This is a genomic window from Pseudomonas sp. WS 5011 (assembly GCF_012985775.1).
GTDB lineage: Bacteria > Pseudomonadota > Gammaproteobacteria > Pseudomonadales > Pseudomonadaceae > Aquipseudomonas > Aquipseudomonas peli.
Window position 1 is genome coordinate 53153 of sequence record NZ_JAAQXA010000001.1, and the last position, 18770, is coordinate 71922.

The 18770-nt window shown below is 59.9% G+C and carries 13 protein-coding genes; 6 read left to right on the top strand and 7 right to left on the bottom strand.

Annotated features, from left to right (window positions below; all coding sequences use genetic code 11):
* Window positions 1–124: 124 nt before the first annotated feature.
* From HBN63_RS00260 to HBN63_RS00285, 6 genes are read left to right on the top strand one after another with little or no spacing between them, the layout of a single operon-like run.
* Window positions 125–1084 (top strand): MoxR family ATPase, encoded by a 960-nt coding sequence (locus tag HBN63_RS00260; protein WP_090252347.1) that lies wholly within the window; start codon window positions 125–127, stop codon window positions 1082–1084.
* 5 nt (window positions 1085–1089) lie between these two features.
* Window positions 1090–2031, top strand: a complete 942-nt coding sequence (locus HBN63_RS00265; protein WP_167145171.1) for a DUF58 domain-containing protein — start codon at window positions 1090–1092, stop codon at window positions 2029–2031.
* Complete coding sequence (locus tag HBN63_RS00270; RefSeq protein ID WP_170047971.1) at window positions 2028–2522, top strand: DUF4381 domain-containing protein; 495 nt, start codon at window positions 2028–2030, stop codon at window positions 2520–2522. The genes HBN63_RS00265 and HBN63_RS00270 overlap by 4 nt, the downstream gene beginning before the upstream one ends.
* The gene (locus tag HBN63_RS00275; RefSeq protein ID WP_170047972.1) at window positions 2515–3546 is read left to right on the top strand and encodes a VWA domain-containing protein; all 1032 of its coding nucleotides are present in this window, start codon (window positions 2515–2517) and stop codon (window positions 3544–3546) included. Before HBN63_RS00270 ends, HBN63_RS00275 begins: the two co-directional genes overlap by 8 nt.
* A 5-nt stretch (window positions 3547–3551) precedes the next feature.
* Window positions 3552–5285: a VWA domain-containing protein gene (locus HBN63_RS00280; RefSeq protein ID WP_170048238.1), complete on the top strand. Its 1734-nt coding sequence runs from the start codon at window positions 3552–3554 to the stop codon at window positions 5283–5285.
* Window positions 5282–6922 carry a BatD family protein gene (locus HBN63_RS00285; RefSeq protein ID WP_170047973.1) on the top strand — a complete coding sequence of 547 codons (1641 nt, stop codon included), beginning with the start codon at window positions 5282–5284 and terminating at the stop codon, window positions 6920–6922. The genes HBN63_RS00280 and HBN63_RS00285 overlap by 4 nt, the downstream gene beginning before the upstream one ends.
* 343 nt (window positions 6923–7265) lie before the next feature.
* Here the strand turns inward: HBN63_RS00285 and HBN63_RS00290 are convergent, their stop codons facing one another.
* From HBN63_RS00290 to HBN63_RS00320, 7 genes are all read right to left on the bottom strand, one after another.
* Window positions 7266–9620 carry an RND family transporter gene (locus tag HBN63_RS00290; RefSeq protein ID WP_160087813.1) on the bottom strand — a complete coding sequence of 785 codons (2355 nt, stop codon included), beginning with the start codon at window positions 9618–9620 and terminating at the stop codon, window positions 7266–7268.
* 15 nt (window positions 9621–9635) lie between these two features.
* Window positions 9636–10724: a YCF48-related protein gene (locus HBN63_RS00295; RefSeq protein ID WP_262498844.1), complete on the bottom strand. Its 1089-nt coding sequence runs from the start codon at window positions 10722–10724 to the stop codon at window positions 9636–9638.
* A gap of 198 nt (window positions 10725–10922) precedes the next feature.
* Window positions 10923–12293 carry a DUF1329 domain-containing protein gene (locus tag HBN63_RS00300; protein ID WP_170047974.1) on the bottom strand — a complete coding sequence of 457 codons (1371 nt, stop codon included), beginning with the start codon at window positions 12291–12293 and terminating at the stop codon, window positions 10923–10925.
* Window positions 12294–12360: 67 nt separating this feature from the next.
* A complete protein-coding gene (locus tag HBN63_RS00305; protein WP_170047975.1) occupies window positions 12361–14325 on the bottom strand; it encodes a DUF1302 domain-containing protein in 1965 nt (654 codons plus the stop codon).
* 616 nt (window positions 14326–14941) lie between these two features.
* Window positions 14942–17599: an aminopeptidase N gene (pepN, locus tag HBN63_RS00310; RefSeq protein ID WP_170047976.1), complete on the bottom strand. Its 2658-nt coding sequence runs from the start codon at window positions 17597–17599 to the stop codon at window positions 14942–14944.
* A gap of 54 nt (window positions 17600–17653) precedes the next feature.
* The gene (locus tag HBN63_RS00315) at window positions 17654–18490 is read right to left on the bottom strand and encodes a DUF2797 domain-containing protein (protein ID WP_178093000.1); all 837 of its coding nucleotides are present in this window, start codon (window positions 18488–18490) and stop codon (window positions 17654–17656) included.
* Window positions 18490–18753 carry a DUF1315 family protein gene (locus tag HBN63_RS00320; protein WP_090252318.1) on the bottom strand — a complete coding sequence of 88 codons (264 nt, stop codon included), beginning with the start codon at window positions 18751–18753 and terminating at the stop codon, window positions 18490–18492. The genes HBN63_RS00315 and HBN63_RS00320 overlap by 1 nt, the downstream gene beginning before the upstream one ends.
* Between the last annotated feature and the right edge of the window lie 17 nt (window positions 18754–18770).

Below are 18770 nucleotides of genomic sequence, written 5' to 3' on the forward strand. Positions count from 1 at the left end.
GACCTTCGCCACAACCTTGTTGTTCAACGTTAGTCTAGGAGGCCGCGATTGCATTAAAGTGGCTGCCACTTAACTCTGGCGAGATTCAAGACTCGCTGGTCACATTTGCCGGATGAGCTTAACGATGGAACACCGTGAAGCGCTTGTCGCGCTGCGACATTTTCTTTCAAGTCAGATCCTCGGCCAGGAAAAACTCATCGAAAGGCTGCTGATTGCCTTGCTCGCCGATGGCCACATGCTGGTCGAAGGCGCTCCCGGTCTGGCCAAGACCAAGGCGATCAAGGAGCTGGCCGAAGGTATCGAGGCCGAGTTCCACCGCATACAGTTCACCCCTGACTTGCTCCCGGCGGATATCACCGGCACCGAGATCTATCGTCCGGAAACCGGCAGCTTCGTGTTCCAGCAGGGGCCGATCTTCCACAACCTGGTGCTGGCCGACGAAATCAACCGCGCTCCGGCCAAGGTGCAATCGGCGCTGCTCGAAGCCATGGCCGAGCGCCAGGTCAGCGTTGGTCGTAGCACCTATCACCTGTCGCCGCTATTTCTGGTGATGGCCACGCAGAACCCGATAGAGCAGGAAGGCACCTACCCACTGCCCGAAGCCCAGCTCGACCGTTTTCTGATGCATGTGAAGATCGGCTTTCCGGACGCCAGCGTGGAGCGCAAGATCCTCGCCCAGGCCCGTGGCGAAGCGCTGAATGGCGAAACCAAGCCCGAGCAGCTGGTCAGCCAGCAGGCAATCTTTGCCGCACGCCAGGAAATTCTCGGCCTGTATATGGCCGACGCAGTGGAAGAGTATTTGGTGCAACTGGTGATGGCCTCACGCACCCCGGCCAAATTCGACCCGGAACTGGCCGAGTGGATTGCCTACGGCGCCAGCCCGCGCGGCTCGATTGCCCTGGACCGCTGTGCACGGGCCCACGCCTGGCTGGCCGGGCGGGATTTCGTCAGCCCGGAAGATATCCAGGCGGTGCTGTTCGACGTGCTGCGGCACCGCATCATTCTGTCCTTCGAGGCAGAAGCCGCCGGCATCGACCAGGACCGCGTGGTGCAGCGCATTCTCGACGTTGTGGCGGTCGCCTAACCACCATGCACGACCAACCCACGCAGCCCGGCATTCGCGTCAGCCTCGGTGAACTGATCGAGATGCGCCACCGTGTGCGTGAGGTGCAGCTGTTTTCCACGCCGGCGCGGCGTAGCCCGCTGATTGGTCTGCACCACTCCAAACTGCGCGGGCGCGGCGTGGACTTCGACCAGGTGCGCGTGTATCAGCCCGGCGACGACGTACGCACCATCGACTGGCGGGTCACCGCGCGTACTCAGGAGCCGCACACCAAGCTATTCCACGAAGAGCGCGAGCGGCCGATTTACATCATGGTCGAGCAGAGCAAACGGCTATTCTTCGGCTCCGGGCTGATGTTCAAGTCGGTGCTCGCCGCACAGGCCGCCAGCCTGATCGGCTGGGCCGCGCTGGGCCATAACGACCGCATCGGCGGCCTGGTATTCGGTGATCTGGAACACCACGAAATCAAACCACGTCGCAGCAAGCAAAGCCTGCTGCAACTGCTTAGCCGCCTGGCCAAGGCCAATCAAGCCCTGAGCAACGACAGCCAGGGCGGGCGCGACAGCTTTGGCCTGGCCCTGCGCCGCGCCCGCGAGGTGCTGCGCCCCGGCAGTCTGGTGGTTATTCTGTGTGATGAGCGCACGCTGAACGACAGCAGCGAACAGCAGCTGCTGCTGTTGGCGCGGCATACCGACCTGCTGTTGCTGCCCCTTTCCGACCCGCTCGACCATGCCCTGCCCAATGCCGGCCTGCTGCGTTTTACTGAGCACGGCGCGCAACTGGAGCTGGACACTCAGGACGCCGAACTGCGCCAGGCCTACCGCAGCCTGGCCGATGCCCGCCAGGCGCGCTGGCAACGCCTGGCGCAGAAACTCGGCGTGCCGCTGCTGGCCCTCAATACGCAGAGCGAGATGATCGAGCAGCTGCGTGAACACCTGAATGCCCAGCGGCCGAGGAAGGCCCTGTGAACCCACTGGACCAACTCGAACCGCTGATCGCACCCGCGCCGATCAGCTGGTGGCCGCCGGCACCGGGCTGGTGGCTGCTCGCCCTGCTCCTGCCCGTACTGCTGTGGGCCGCTTTCAAGCTGCTTAAACGCCTGCCAAGCAAAGCGGCCGAGCAGTCGACCGAAGCGCCGCTCGACCCATTGCGCCAGGCCGCGTTGAGCGAACTCGAACGCCTGAGCAAACCTTACGACGGCGTCGATGCCGGCCCCTGGCTGCAGCAACTCAACGCTATTCTCAAACGCCTGTGCCGCGAGCGTTACCCGCAAAGCAACAGCCATATCCTCAGCAGCCGCGCCTGGCTGGCTTTTCTCGACAGCCGCTGCCCCGCCGCCGGCCTGACTCGCTGGATGATTCTGGTGGAAGGCGCCTATCGCCCGCACTGCAACCTGGATGACAAGGCCATCGCCGGGCTCAACCAGGCCGTAGCGATCTGGATTCGCAAACATGTTTGAGTTTGCCTGGCCCTGGGTCTTTCTGGTCGCCCCGCTGCCCTGGTTGCTCCGCGCCTGGCTACCGCCTGCGGACAGCGGCGAAGCAGCGCTGAAAATCAGCTTCCTGGCCGAACTGGAAGGTTTGAGCGGCCGCCGCGCCAGCGTACGGCTACCGGCCCTGCGACAACAAGCACCGTTTGCACTGATCTGGCTGTTACTGCTGCTCGCCTGCGCGCGCCCGCAATGGCTGGGTGAGCCGCTGCCGTTGCCGGCAAGCGGCCGCGACCTGCTGCTGGCGGTGGATGTATCCGGCTCCATGGATTATTCCGACATGGTGTGGGAAGACCAGGAAGTCAGTCGCCTGACCCTGGTCAAACACCTGCTCGGCGAGTTTATCGATGGCCGTCAGGGTGATCGGGTTGGCCTGATCCTATTCGGCAGCCGCGCCTACCTGCAGTCGCCGCTGACCTTCGACCGGCAGACCGTGCATACCTGGCTGGATGAGGCGCAGAAGAACATCGCCGGACCACAGACCGCCATCGGCGACGCCATTGGCCTGGCGGTCAAGCGCCTGCGCGAGCGTCCGGCGCAGAGCCGCGTACTGGTACTGGTGACTGACGGTGCCAACAATGGCGGCGAAATCGATCCCTTGACTGCCGCACGCCTGGCAGCAGAGGAAGGCATCACCATTTACCCGATAGGCATCGGTGCCGACCCCGAGCAAGGCGGCGTACTCGGCATGCTCGGTTTTAACCCCGGTATCGATCTGGACGAGCCGAGCCTGCGGGCAATTGCCGAAGCCACCGGCGGCGAATACTTCCGCGCCCGCGACAGTGAAGAACTGCAGGCGATCGAAGCCACTCTCGATAGACTGGAGCCGGTGGCGCAGAAACCGACTCTGGCGCGGCCGACCTTGCCACTCTATCCCTGGCCGCTGGGCCTGGCCCTGCTGTTCAGCCTGCTGCTGGTCAGCCAAACACTCTGGCCAAGCCTGCAACAACGCTGGCGTACTCAGCTGACACGGCTACGGGGGAAACCGTCATGAGCGAACTGACCAGCCTCTGGCCCCACTGGCAACGCCCCTTCTGGCTGCTGCTGATACCGCTATTGGGCTTTTTGCTCTGGCAGCTTTGGCACCGGGAGAAACGCAGCGGTCGCTGGCAAGCGTTGCTGCCGGCCGCGTTCCAGTCCGCGCTGCTAACCGCCACCGGTGGGCGCAACAGTCGCCTGCCCTGGCTGGCCCTCGGCCTGGCCTGGCTGCTTGCACTAGTGGCACTGCTCGGCCCCAGCTGGCAACGCATCGAGCAACAGAACCCCAAGCCGGCAGACCCGCTGGTGGTACTGCTCGAACTGACCCCAGAGATGCTCGCCAGCGACGCCTCACCCAATCGCCTGGCCCAGGCTAAGCGCAAGCTGCTCGACCTGCTGGAGGCGCGCCAGGATGCACAAACGGCCATCGTCGTGTATGCCGGCAGCGCACATACCCTGGTGCCGCTCTCCGACGACCTGGCTACCAGCCGCAATCTGCTCGATGTGCTGAGTCCCGAAATCATGCCGGAGCCCGGCAAGCGCGCCGATCTGGCGGTGGCCAAAGCCCTGCAATTGCTCGAACAGGGCGCCCAGGGCAATGGCCGCCTGCTGTTGCTGACCAGCAGCCTCGACGAAACCCAGCGCCAGGCGATCACCCAGGCGCTCGGCCGCCGCGGCGAGCGCCTACGCATTCTCGGCATTGGCAGCACCCAGGGCGCGCCGATCATTCAGGAGGACGGCTCATTCCTCAAGGACGCTCAGGGCACCATCCTGCTGCCACGCTTGGACAGCAACGGCCTCAAGCGCTTTGCCAGCGAGCTTGGCGGGCAGTATCAGGGCATAACGCTGGATGAGCGCGACCTGCGCAACCTCGGCCTACTCGATGCACCGCAACAGCTGCGCCGCGATGGTGAGCTGACCCAGCTGCAAGCCTGGGCAGACCAGAGCCACTGGCTACTCCTGCCGCTGCTGTTACTCGCTGCCTGCGCTGCACGCCGCGGCTGGCTGCTGTGCCTGCCGCTGTTGCTGCTGAGCCTGCCGCAGAACAGCTACGCCTTCAGCTTCGATGACCTCTGGCTGCGTGCCGATCAACAAGGCCAGCGCCTGCTTGAGGCGCAACAACCGGCAGAAGCCGCGCAGCGTTTCCACGATCTACGCTGGCAAGGCCAGGCGCTCTACCAGGCCGGCGATTACGCCGCGGCCGCCGAACGCTTCGCAAATGGCGAAAGCGCCAGCGACCACTACAACCGTGGCAACGCCCTGGCGCTTAGCAACGAACTGGAAGCCGCCCTAGACGCCTACACCCAGGCGCTGGAACTGCAACCCGACTTGGCTCAGGCGCAAAAAAACAAAGCCCTGGTCGAAGAGCTGCTGCGCCAAAACCAGCAGCAACAGCAAAATCAAACCGACGAGCAGCAGAATCAGCCCAACAGCCAGCCACAGGCAGGCCAGTCCGATCCAGATGCCCAGCAGCAGGCCGAACAATCGCCGGCCAAGCCGTCAGAGTCTGATGATGAGGGCGAAAAACCCGTACAACCCGGCGCCGACGAAGACGTGGATATACCGCCGAAACAACCAGAAGAAGACGACAGCGACAGCGGCGAAGAACAGATCGCCAGCGCCGAGCCGGCCCTCGACGGCGAACGGCGTCAGGCATTGGAACAATGGCTGCGGCAGATTCCGGACGATCCGGGCGAGCTACTGCGGCGTAAATTCAGGCTGGAACAACAACAGCGCCAGGAACAACTGCAATGAGCCGACTGCTCTGTACCCTTCTGCTTGGCCTGCTGGCCCTGAACGTCAGCGCGCAAAGCCTGACCGCCAGCGTCGACCGTACGCGCCTGGATGCCGGCGAGAGCGTTGAGCTGACCCTGGAATCGAATGACGCCACGCTGTTCGGCAAGCCCGACCTGCAGCCGCTCAATGAGCTGTTTGAGGTGCTAGGCACCCGCCAGGTTAACCGCCTGACCAGCGGCAGCAACGGTGCCCAGGCGAGCACGCGCTGGATCGTCACCCTGCAACCCAAACACAGCGGTTATGTGGTGATACCGCCGCTCACACTCGGCCAGCTACAAAGCGAGCCGATTACCCTGCATGTTCAGCAAGCCGCGAGCGCCGATGACAGCCGCCTGGCACCGGTGTTTATCGATGCCAGCCTGGACCAGGAAAGTGTCTACGTGCAGGCGCAAACCGTGCTGACACTGCGCATCTACCACTCCGTTTCACTGTACGACGACAGCAGCCTGACCCAACTGGAGATGCCTCAGGCGCGCGTTGAAGCGCTTGGTGAACCGCGCACCTACGAGAAGGACATCAACGGCATACGCCATGGGGTAATTGAACTGCGCTACGCGATTTTTCCCCAGGAAAGTGGCGACTTGCTGATCCCCTCGCAAGCCTTTACCGCCACTGCAGTTGATCGCTCCGCCAGCAATGCCTACAACCCGTTCGGTCCACGCCCCGGCAAAGTGGTGCGGGTCCGTTCGCCGGAAATTCCGCTGACGGTGAAAGCCAAGCCAGCCAGCTACCCGACCGACGCGCCCTGGCTGCCGGCGCGCGCACTCAGCCTGAGTGAAGTCTGGAGTCCACAACCGGAGGCAGCCCGCGTCGGTGATTCGCTGACTCGCAGCCTACTGCTCAAGGTCGAAGGTTTGGCCAGCGCACAATTACCGCCCTTGCCCGCCACCCAAGTAGCCGGCCTGCGCCGCTACCCCGACCAACCCCAATTAGCCAACCAGGCCAACGACAACGGTCTGGTAGCCAGCCGTGAAGAACGTGAAGCTCTGGTAGCCAACCGTGAAGGCGAGATCACCCTGCCGGCAATCGAAGTGCTGTGGTGGAACACCACGACCGACCAACTCGAACGCAGCAGCCTGCCCACGCGTAAGTTGCAGGTGGCCGCAAATCCTAACCTGGAAACCCTACCGATCGAGGTAGCAAGCCCAACCGTGCGCGAGGTGGACAATGCCCACCTCTGGCCCTGGCAACTCAGCACTGCACTCCTGGGCCTGACCACCCTGCTCGGGTTTACCCTGTGGTGGCGCGCGCGGCGCCAGCCTCCAGTGCTGCCTAGCCAGCAGACGGGGCCTAGCCAACGCAACCTGCTCGATGACCTTAAGCGCAGCTGCCTGGCGAATGACTCGCAGGCCACGCGCCATGCGCTGGACGCCTGGGCCCGCCAGCAGCCGGAAACCCTCGCCGATATGGCCGCGCGTTTTATCCCACTGTCTGAAGCCCTAGACGGCCTGAACGGCGCACTGTACAGCGAAAGCGGCCAGCACTGGCAGGGCCGTAACCTGTGGCTGGCGATTCGCAGTCTGCCCCCCACAGAAGACCTTGAGAGCACCACCAATCCGGATACCAGCGCTCTGCCTCCGCTGTATCCGCGCTAGCCAGTCAAACTCCATCACGGTGCCTTAAGGCGCTGAACCACAACGGTTCAGCAGCCGTGCCCTCCACTCCCCTCACGGTTGTTGGAAGGATAACTATTAGCCGTTGAGCACAGGCGAGTCCGCGATACTGCTAACGGCTTGTGCAAGTCGCGGGCAAGCATGCTTCTGCAGTGTTTAGCCCGGATAGCACCAATGACGTGTCCGCAGAACGCCAATGGACTACAAGTCAGATGCTGCGCGATTCGCATAACAGCAACCGGCAAAAAACCCGGCTTAATCCACGCACAATAAAAAACCGCGACCCGAGGGCCGCGGCTTTTAGTGTTACGACTGCGTATCAGGCTCAAGCCTTGTTGCGCAGCTTCTCAGGGTTAATCAGGAAGCGGGCAAGTGCAGGCAGCAGCCAGATAGCGCCAATCATGTTCCAGAGGAACATAAAGGTCAGCATCAGGCCCATGTCAGCCTGGAACTTGATTGCCGAGAAGATCCAGGTGGCCACACCGATCGCCAGGCAGATACCGGTGAACAGCACCGCTTTACCGGTCGACTTGAGGGTCTCGTAGTAAGCCTCCTGCAGCGACAAACCCTGACGCAGGTAGGTTTCCAGACGGCTGTAGATGTAGATGCCGTAGTCGACACCAATACCCACACCCAAGGCGATTACCGGCAGAGTCGCCACCTTCACACCGATGCCCATAAAGGCCATGAGGGCGTTACCCAGTACCGAGGTCAGCACCAGCGGCAGCATCACGCAGAGCGTCGCAGCGAAGGAGCGGAAGGTCAGCAGACACATGATGCCTACTGCGGCGTATACCGCGAGCAGCATGGTGGTCTCGGACTTGGCGATCACTTCGTTGGTAGCGGCTTCAATACCCGCGTTACCCGCTGCCAGGATGAACTCCAGGCCGTCCTTGTTGTTTTCCTTGGCAAAGTCTTCAGCAACTTTCACCGCACGCGACAGGGTTTCTGCCTTGTGGTCGGTGAGGAACACCAGCAGCGGCGCCACCGAGCAATCACCATTGTACAGGCCATCAGCTCGGGCAATGGAGTTGTTCAGCACGTCTTGGTTGCGCGACAGGGTTTCCCATTTCAGGTTGCCCTCGTTCATGCCTTTGATCACCTGACGCGACACGGTGACCATGGAAATGGCCGACTGCACGCCTTCGGTGTTCTCCATCTTCCACATCAACTCATCCATGGCCGACAGCGTCGGATAAGTCGAGCAACCTTCAGCTGCCGTCTTGACCATGATCACCAGTACATCGGAGCTGGTGGAGTAATTGCGGATGACGAAGTCGTTATCCAAGTTGTAGCGCGAATCCGGGTGCAGCTCAGGCGCGCCCTGGTCGAGGTCACCGATCTTAAGGTTCTGCCCGTACCACACACCACCGGCCAGCGCCGCCACTGCAACCACCACGGAAATCGGGGCCACCATCGGGTGCGCGCAGTTGGAGATAAAGCGCCAGAATGGGTGCTCCTTGTCGGCTTCTTCGCGACTGATCTTCACCGCCTTCTTGCTGATACCGACATAGGAAATCATGACCGGCAGCAGAATCAGGTTGGTCAGAATGATCACCGCCACACCCATGGATGCGCCGATGGCCAGCTCACGGATCACACCGATATCAATCAGCAGCAGGGTGATAAAGCCCACGGCGTCCGATAGCAATGCCACCAGACCAGGAACAAACAGCTGACGGAAAGCCATACGTGCAGCGGACAACGAATCAGTTGCTTCGCCGGAGGCCATGGCAATGCCGTTGATCTTCTGTACACCGTGTGAAATGCCAATGGCGAAGACCAGGAACGGCACCAGCATCGAGTACGGATCCAGCCCGAAGCCCAGGGTGTGCAGCAAGCCCAACTGCCAAACCACGGCGATCAAGGTAGCCACGACCACCGCTAAGGTGCTCTTGAAGCAGTGGGTGAACCACAGCAGCAGCACGAAGGTAATGGCGATTGCCACAGCAAAGAACAGCGCTACGCCGATCAGACCATCGATCAAATCACCCACTTTCTTGGCGAAGCCAATGATATGGATTTTGACGTTAGGGTTTTGCGCCTGGTACTTATCGCGGATCTTCTCTTCCAGCTCGTGGGAGAACTTCTGATAATCCAGCGGGATCTGCTTGCTCTGATCGTTCGGATCGGCATAGGTCTCCAGCAATGGCAAGTCAACAATACTCGACTTGAAATTGTTGGCGACCAGACGACCGATCTGCCCGGATTTGAGGATATTGCTGCGCAGTTCCTCAAGGCTTTCGGAAGAGCCATCGTAAGTTTGCGGGATCACTTCGCCGCCGGCAAAACCCTCTTCAGTCACTTCGGTCCAGCGTACGCTTGGGCTCCACAGTGACTTCAGGCCGGAACGGTCAACGCCCGGAATATAGAAGGCTTCGTCGTTGATCTGACGCAGCGTCTCCATGTATTCCTTGCTGAAGATATCGCCATCCACCGCTTCCACCGAGATACGCACGGTGTTGCCCAGGTTCGCCAGGTCATTGCGGTGTTCGAGCATCTTCTGGATGTACGGATGCCCCAGCGGAATCATCTTCTCGAAGCTGGTCTGCGGACGCACCTGCGCCGCTTGGTAGAACAGAAACAGACTGATCAACAGGCACAGCAGAATCACGGCCGGGCGATTGTTAAAGATCAACCGCTCCAGGAAGGAGGCAGATTGTTGTTGATGCTTACTCATGCAAAGGCTCCCGGCTTATTGTTGTTGGCCCAGATCGGCGCCAGTAGGCGTAGCAGCATGGACGCCACCCTGCCCTACCAGAATCAGATTGCCGTTTTCCATTGCTGCAACGCCTGCCAGCGAGAGCCGGTCGGCACGATTGGTCACACTGAAATTGCGGCCGCTGTCGGTACTCTTGAGTACGGTACCGCCATGCCCAACCACCACGATGGAACCGTCAGCCAGACGATTACCGTCAGCCAGACCAAACTCCAAAGGACCGTTGTTAGCCGTGTTCAAGCTGATTGCCTGCCAGGTCGTACCAAAATCTGCCGAACGGAACAGATGCCCGCGCAGGCCATAGACCAGCAACGCACCGGCTTCATCAGTGCCCAGGGCACCGAATAGCGAACCCTCGTAAGGGCCTTCCAGGGTTTCCCAGGTCTGCCCCCAGTCCGGGGAACGGAACATCGCGCCTTGCTCGCCCACGATAAACAGGCCGGAGTCTTTGACTTCAACAATGGCGTTGAGGTGGTAGGCGTCTTCGTTGTCCATACGGTCGCTGACGTCTTCCCAATTGGCGCCACCGTCAGTGGTTTCCAACAAGGCACCGTAAGCGCCTACTGCATAACCGTTATTGCGATCCTTGAACCAGACATCCAGCAACGGCGCTTCACGCTCAAGGTCTTCAAACTGTTTGACCCAAGTGGCGCCGCCATCAGTGCTAGCGAGAATCTGCGCATCATGGCCGACAGCCCAACCGTGGGTGTCATCAATAAAGAACACGGCCGTCAGCATTTGCTTGGTCGGCACTTTGGCCTGAACCCAGCTCGCGCCATTGTCGTCGGACAGCAAAATATGCCCGCGATCACCGACAGTGACCAAGCGCTTACCTAGACTGGCAACATCCAGCAGCAGAGTTTGATGGGCTTTGGCAGAAGTGACCGAGTAATGACTGGCGTCATCGCTGGCCGCTTGCAGTGGCGCACTGGCGAACATCAGCGCGGATAGCACACTACACAGCGACAGCGCTTTGGCTATCGGTGAGTGGACGCGGAGCACCGGTGCGCGGGACGATCCCACAACACGACCGGCCTGGGTGCGCCGCATGACGGGCTCACTCATATACCTTCCCCCTTATTCTTATAGGTAGCACTACACTTTTAGCAGTGCGCCTATCCTACTGAGCTTTCAAAAGGCCTGACAATCGGCGTGACGTTATGTTTTGTTAAGGCAGAACCCGCGTGATAGAAGCCTATTCGCCAAGCTGATACGAAAAGGCCGCTACTACCGTAGCGGCCTTCGCGTGAGACTACACGACTATTATCGAGTGCCGCGGCGACGCAGGGCAGCCGGTTTGAAATAACCGTCGTCCGGAACCGCCTGGGTGAAGTCGATGGTGTTGTTCTCTTCGTTGTCCAGGTTCTGCACGTGGTAACGGCGCGCCTGCAGATCGTGGAACACATCGAGTGCAGACCAGGTGGTCGGCAGATCGTAGTAGTTCTTCAGATAGGCGATGGACACGCGCCACAGCTCACCACGGCCGTCGTACTGATCCACCACCGCAGCCTGCCAGCTGTCCTCGTCGAGGAACAGGGTGCGCTTGGAGTAGATATGGCGGGCGCCGGACTTCAGCGTGCCCTCGACCACCCACACACGGTGCAGCTCGTTACGGGTCAGCGCCGGGTTGAGGTGACCGACCTGCAGCAGATCCTTGTACTTAACCTCAGGGCTGGTGACCTTGTAGTTGTTGTACGGGATGTAGATTTCCTTCTTGCCCACCAGTTTCCAGTCATAGCGATCCGCGGCACCGTTGAACATGTCGGTGTCGTCGGCGGTACGCAGACCGTCAGCCGCGGCGATCGGGGTATCGTAGGCCAGGTTCGGCGCACGACGCACGCGGCGCTGGCCGGCGTTGTAACCCCAGGCCTGACGCGGCTCTTTCACCTGATCGAGGGTTTCATGAACCAGGGTCGCGCCACCGGCCAGACGCGCCGGGCTGGTAGTGAACGACAGGTAATAGAACATGATGTTGTTCAAATCGGCGAACGAGCCGTTCTGCAGGTAGTACTTGAACAGCGCTTCCTGCTGCGAGGTCACCAGCGAATAGGCGCCGTTGCGCTGTACTGCCACTTCCGAGGCACGGCGCACGATGTAGGTGCCACGGTAGCGGGCGATATGGTTCCACAGCGCCTCGACACCATTTTGCGGAATCGGGAACGGAATACCGCCGTAAGCGTCGATAAAGCCGTTACCACCATCGGCCAGCTTGGCGCTGGTGGCGTTCTTGATGGTGTTGTCATAGACCCACTGCGGCGCGGAGCCGGAGCGGCGGGTCTGGTACACCGGCATCTGGTAGGTTTCCGGGTAAGCCTTGAACATGGCGATCTGACCCGGCGTCAGATTGGCCTCGTACTGGCTCAGGTTGGCCGCGGTGATGGTGAACAGCGGCTTATCGTCCGGGAACGGATTGACGTGGTGCTGGCCCGAACGGGTGTAGCCAGCCGGCGCCTGGGTGATGCCGCCGGTCCAGGCCGGAATGGTGCCGGCAGCGTTGCCGGCCTTCTCGGCGCCGAAAGGGGTCAGGGTATCGCCAAGTTTTGCGGCTTCCTGCGGGGAAACGGCAGCCAGCGCGGAGCCGGCAGAAAATGCCAGCGCAACGGCTACGGCCATCAGCCTGTGCTTGTTCAGCATGGGTAATTCTCCGTGAAGAGTATTGCCGGGCGCCCGAGAGCGCCCGACGTATTTCTGGTTATAGGTATTAGAAGGAGTACTTGACGTTCAGACCGATGTTGTCGCGGTCACGCGCACCGTTGTTCTGGCCCGCGCCATAGAACTCGGTGTACTGGATCTCGGCTTCCAGGCTGTTCAGGTAGCTGGCACGCATACCGACGGTGTAAGCCTTACGACCTTCGATGAAGTTGCCGGTCTGGTGCGAGTTACCTTCGAAGTCATGCTTGAACACGGCGAACGGCGACAGGTTGACACCGGCGTATACGTCGTTCCAGGTGCCGGTCAACAGTAGGGTATAACCATAAGCATTTTTATTGATCTGATCGTCACGGTCATAACCGCTGGCATAGGCGCCATTACCACGCCCCGCATAATAGCGAACATTTCCTTGGTAATCGGTGTACTTCAGATCGCTACCACGAAGATGCTCGGAGGCCAATTCAAACACGCCAATCAGTGAATCGAAACCCATAGACGGGCCGAAATTCTGGATTGCACCCCAAGAGGTATTGAAAGCCTCAACACGCTCATAATTGTGCAGTTGGCCACCCATCTGCAGGGTTTGACCAGAAATGGTTATCGGTTGATCAAGCGAGAACTGAGTTGCCTGCCCCAAGAACTGTTGCAGTGCATCGTTAGTCGCGGCAATGCCGATCGGCATATTCGGGCGATAGGCAACCTCACCGAACACAGATGTTTTATTGATGGTCGTGTTGAAGCTGAAGCCATACATACGAATATCTTCAACATATTCGCGACGAGCCTGAATCTGATTACCCAGATCAACAGCCAACAAACCACCAACGACCTGCTGCGCTGTGCTGCCTGAAAGAGCTGCAGCCCCACCGACAGCAGGGTTAGTCAACAATGCGCCATATTGAGCGGGCGTTAGGCCTGCGTAGGCACTGTTAACATCTGCGTACACATACGGTTCTTTAGAGTGGTAATTAACGAAATAAAAACCAAACTCTGTGGAGTTCAACTCTTCGGCAAGGTATTTGAAGTTGACACCATACTGCCCGTCGTTCTTGGCATTGATGTCAGGCCCAATACCGGCAACCTTGAAAGCGGTGCTATTAGCAAACTGACTGCCGACGATACCGGAGGCAGGGTTAGAGGAAAGCAAGCCATACAGCGAGTTACCACCAAAGTTCGCATTGGGCGTTACCAAACCGGCCAACGCGCCGCTGCGATTGTAAGCCGTATTGTCGCCATCGGCGAAAAGGTCGGTCTCCGAGAAATAAGTACCAACTGGATCAACCGCAGTCTCTTTCCAGTTGAACTGATAGAAGGTCTCCATCGAGAGGTTATCGGTCAGACCGATGCTGAAGCTAAGCGCCTCGACAGGCACCAGCACTTCTTTCAATTCAGAGCCTGGCAGGCGGAACTGCGCAGCATTCAGCGGGTTGGTGGTGTTGATACCGCCGCGATAAAAAATCCCTTCGCCCCAGTTGAATACCTGCTTGCCGAAGCGAGCCGTGACCGGCATCTCGGCCACATCCCAGTTGCCATAGACGTAAGCATCGAGAATCTGCGCATCACGCCCAGCCTTGTGTCGCGTTTCGCGCGTAAAGCTGTTGTCACGCGGATAATTCTGGCTCGGCTCATAGGCACCGGCACCGAGAAAATCATTGCGTTTATCCATAATCTGGGTGTCATAGAAAGCGGTACCGCGAACGAATACGCCATAGTTCTGGTAAGAAGCCTCCAGATCGGTAGTGATCTTGAACATTTCGGAAACCAGGCCGGTATCGAAGTTGCGGTTGCCATCGTTGGCGTTGATGTCGTCGTTGGTCTTGTCCTGGCCTTGTACGCGCCACAGTTGACCGTAGGAGATGGTGGTATCGAGGGAGCCGGTGATTTCGTTATCGGCGAAGCTGAACTCCACCGCATGAGCCTGGGCGGCGACCAGCAACGGCAGAACACCAGCGAACGCAAAGCCGGCCTTGGCCGGGGCAAAACGTAGAACGGGCTTGCGGGACTTAATTTCCATCGAGACTCACTCCGTGGACAGATCATTCTTTTGGGCGATCCCGTAGCCGGGTCGCGAATTGCCGTACTGACGACGGCTTGTGTTTTTATTTTTTAGCGACATGTTCCAACGACCAGCGAGAGCTTGCACGCGGTCAAGTCCTGCTCAGTACTGCAACCATTGTGCCAATTCAAACAGTTGTATCAGCGCAAACAGCCGTGGGAGAGCCGCTGGGTGGTTTCTTTTCGTGACTGATCAGTCACTGACCAAAAGACGAGAAAAAGTGGCGCACTTTGTCCTACGATCCGACGCTTTATGCCAATTACCACGCGCCTCGCAGCGCAGTTGGGTGATGAATATCACCTCGCTGTCAAGCGACGAAGCCCGAACTTAAGTGTGCAAAGGCATAACGGACTGCATGCATATTTCATTGGGTAACAAAAAAGTGTTACCAACCAGAGGTCGGTAACACTTTTTTTGTGGAGCAAAACCCGTTTCAGGCCTAAAGCCAACCAGTCAAGCGTCGACGTACCGAGTGTGTAGGAGCGGCGCCTCGCCGCGAACCTGAAAAGCTTCGCCCCGGGGCGGGGCTCCTACGAAACAGAGCTTCCGCAGCCTTGCCTAAGCGGCATCAGCCTTAGGCCAGGCTTTTACTCACCACTTCATAGACATCACTGGACAGCTCGCCGGAAGCGAGGATGCGCTCCAGCTCGGCCTTCATCAGTGCCTGACGCGCCGAACCGTACTTGCGCCAGCGGGTCAGCGGAGCCAGCAGACGCGAAGCGATCTGCGGGTTGAGGGCATTGAGGGTGATCACCTGGTCGGCAAGAAAGCGGTAGCCCGCCCCGTCCGCGCGGTGAAAGTTGATCAGGTTCTGGTTAGCGAAGGCACCGATCAGGGCACGCACCTTGTTCGGGTTCTTCAGGGTGAAGGCTTCGTGCTGCATCAGTGCATGCACACGCTCCAGACCACCCGGCAGCGGGCAACCAGCCTGCACGCTGAACCACTGATCCATGACCAGCGCGTTGTCCTTGAAGAAGTCGGCGAACATGGCCAGGGCCTTACCCTGCTCTTCCTGGAACGGCGAGTTGACCAGCACAGCCAGCGCGGCAAGGCGCTCGGTCATGTTGTCGGCGTTGTCGAACTGATCGACGCAAGCCGCCAGCACTTCAGGCTTCTCGCTGAGCATCAGGTAGGACAGCGCGATGTTCTGCAGGCTGCGACGGGCGAAGTGCGCCGCCTCGGCCACGTAAGGCGTGGCCTTGGAGACTTCACGGTTGGCCTGGTAGCGCGCCCACAGTGGAGCGAACAGCGCGTCAGCCAGCGCCTTGCGAGCGAACTCGCGCGCGGCGTGGATGGCCTCGACATCCGCCACCTCACTGATTTCGGTGAGATAGGCCTCGCCCGGCAGCGACAGCATCTCGGCGACCATGGCCTGATCCAGCGACTCGTCTTCAAGCAGGGTGCGCAGCGCGGTGACCAGACGCTGATCCAGCACCAGGGCTTCACCACGCTGGTGCTGGCCAATCAGTTCCTGCAGTACCTGCACGGACAGCTGCTGGCCGGCTTCCCAGCGGTTGAAGCCGTCGCTGTCGTGCTGCATGAGGAACATCAGTTGGTCACGGCTGTAGGGGAAGTGCAGCTTGACCGGGGCGCTGAAGCCGCGCAGCAAGGAGGGCAACGGTTTCTCGGTGACGCCCTCGAAGGTGAAGGTCTGCTCGGCTTCAGTCACCGACAAAACGCGACTGGTGCCCTGCGCCGCGCTTTCGCCCTGCAGGCGCAGCGGCAGCTCATTGCCCTGGGCATCGAGCAGGCCGAGCGCCACTGGAATCACGAACGGCAGCTTTTCGCTCTGCCCCGGCGTGGCCGGGCAGCTCTGGCGGAAGGTCAGGCTGTAGGTCTGCGCCGCCTCGTCATAGGCTTCGCTGACGTCGAGACGTGGCGTGCCGGCCTGGGTGTACCAGCGCTTGAACTGGGTCAGGTCAATGCCGCTGGCTTCTTCCATGGCGCAGATAAAGTCATCACAGGTGACGGCCTGGCCGTCATGCCGCTCAAAATACAGATCGCTGCCTTTGCGGAAACCCTCGGCACCGACCAGGGTGCGGATCATGCGCACCACTTCCGAGCCTTTCTCGTACACCGTCAGGGTGTAGAAGTTGGAAATCTCCATAAAGGCGTCCGGGCGTACCGGGTGGGCCATGGGGCCGGCGTCTTCAGCGAACTGGTGGGTGCGCAGGTAGGCTACGTCCTCGATGCGCTTAACCGTACGCGAATGCATATCGGCCGAAAACTCGGCATCGCGGAATACGGTAAAGCCTTCCTTGAGCGACAGCTGGAACCAGTCGCGGCAGGTCACGCGGTTGCCAGACCAGTTGTGGAAGTACTCATGCGCCACCACCGCTTCAACGCGCTGGTGAGCGGCATCGGTAGCGGTTTCGGCCTTGGCCAGCACACAGCTGGAGTTGAAGATATTCAGGCCCTTGTTTTCCATGGCGCCCATATTGAAGTCGTTGACCGCGACAATCATAAAGATGTCCAGGTCGTACTCGCGACCGTAGACCTCTTCATCCCACTTCATGGATTTCTTCAGGCTGTCCATGGCGTGCTGGCATTTGTCGATGTTTTCCGGCTCGACATAGATGCGCAGCGCCACGTCACGGTTGCTCATGGTGGTGAAGCTGTCTTCTACGCACCAGAGGTCACCGGCTACCAGGGCGAACAGGTAAGCCGGTTTCATAAACGGATCTTCCCAGGTCGCCCAGTGACGACCGCCCTCTTCAGTGCCACTGGCAATCGGGTTACCGTTGGAGAGCAGCACCGGGTAGTCATGCTGCGCGGCGCTCAGGGTGGTGGTGAACTTGCTCATCACGTCCGGGCGGTCGAGGTAATAGGTGATCTTGCGGAAACCCTCGGCCTCGCATTGGGTGCAGAACATGCCGCTGGACTTGTACAGCCCTTCCAGCGCGGTGTTGCTTTCCGGGTGAATGCGCACGCTGCTGTCGATCACGAAGCTGGCGCTAGTGGGCTGCACAGTCAGATGGCTGTCGCTCAGCTGGTAATCGCCGGCGCTCAGCTCGCGGTCATCGAGCGCCACACTGAGCAGCTCAAGCAGCTGACCATCCAGCACCAGCGGCGGCAGGCCGCTACCCGCAGCCGGATTACGGCGCATCACCAGTTGCGCATGCACCAGGGTATGGTCCTCGAACAACTCGAAGGTCAGGTGCGTTTCATCAATCAGATAATCCGGGGCCTGGTAGTCCTTGAGGTAGATCATCTTCGGCTGTTCGGTGCGCATGGCTTGTGGCCCTTTGTCTGCGGCGCGCGGGCGCCGGGTTCGCGAATAAGTAACTCAGGCGGCCAGTTCGTGGACGGCCAGCTGGTAAGCGGTGTATTTGCGGATATTGATCACGCCGGTGTCGAACATCAGGTACTGGCCCTTGATGCCCAGCAAGGTGCCTTCGGCCAGCGGATTCTTGTCCAGATTGAAGCTGGTGATCTTGGCCGGGTAGGCGTCAATCGGATAGCTGATCTGCACCACCGGCTGATCACTGAGCTGCTGAATGGCCTGAATGCCAAAGCGCTGCTGCAACTCGGTCAGCCCGCTGCTGCACGTGGCAAACAGCTGCTCGCGTACGGCAAGCAGATCCACCGGCGCGGCATCGCCCTTGAGCAAGGCGCGCCAATTGGTTTTATCCGCCACCTGGCTACGCAATAGATCTTCGACAAAGCCTGACTGCTGACGCGTGGCGACCCGCAGAATCGGCAGCGCTTGCGTCGCGCCCTGGTCGATCCAACGCGTAGGGATCTGCGTGGCCCGGGTAATGCCGACTTTAATGCCGCTGGAGTTAGCCAGATAGACCACATGATCGGTCATGCAGAACTGCTCGCCCCAGCTCGGCTCGCGGCAGGTGCCTGCGTCATAGTGGCAGCGCTCCGGGCTCATGATGCAGATATCGCACTGCGCCAGCTTCTGCATGCAGGGATAGCAATAACCCTGGCTGAAGCTGCTCTTGGTTTTGCGCCCGCAATGCGTGCAGTGGATCGCGCCGAGAAACTCCAGGCGCAGGCTCTTGCCGATCAGCGGATTAACCGGCAGCAACTCATCGCCTAAGCGAAAGCTGTATTGCACCGGCGCATCCAGCTGCGCCGCCATTTTGCTCAGGGCACCACGGGCCAACTCACTCATCAGTGCAGGGTATCCGAGGATTTGAACAACAGATTGGGGATAGGCGCAGATTTGCTGCTGCATTCCTGCGGGCCCATATAACCGATGCGCTCTTCTTCCGGCAGGTTGTGCGTTTCCCAGGCGATCAGCGCCTGCAGGGTCAGCTCTTTCTGCTCCTGAGTCAGCTTGCGGCCATCCGGCCATTTGCCAATTTCCACAGCCAATTTCAGGCTCTGGTAGATCTCAGGGGTGATGTTTTCAATCGCTTCAAGAAAGGACGACATACGCGCCTCCAAATGCA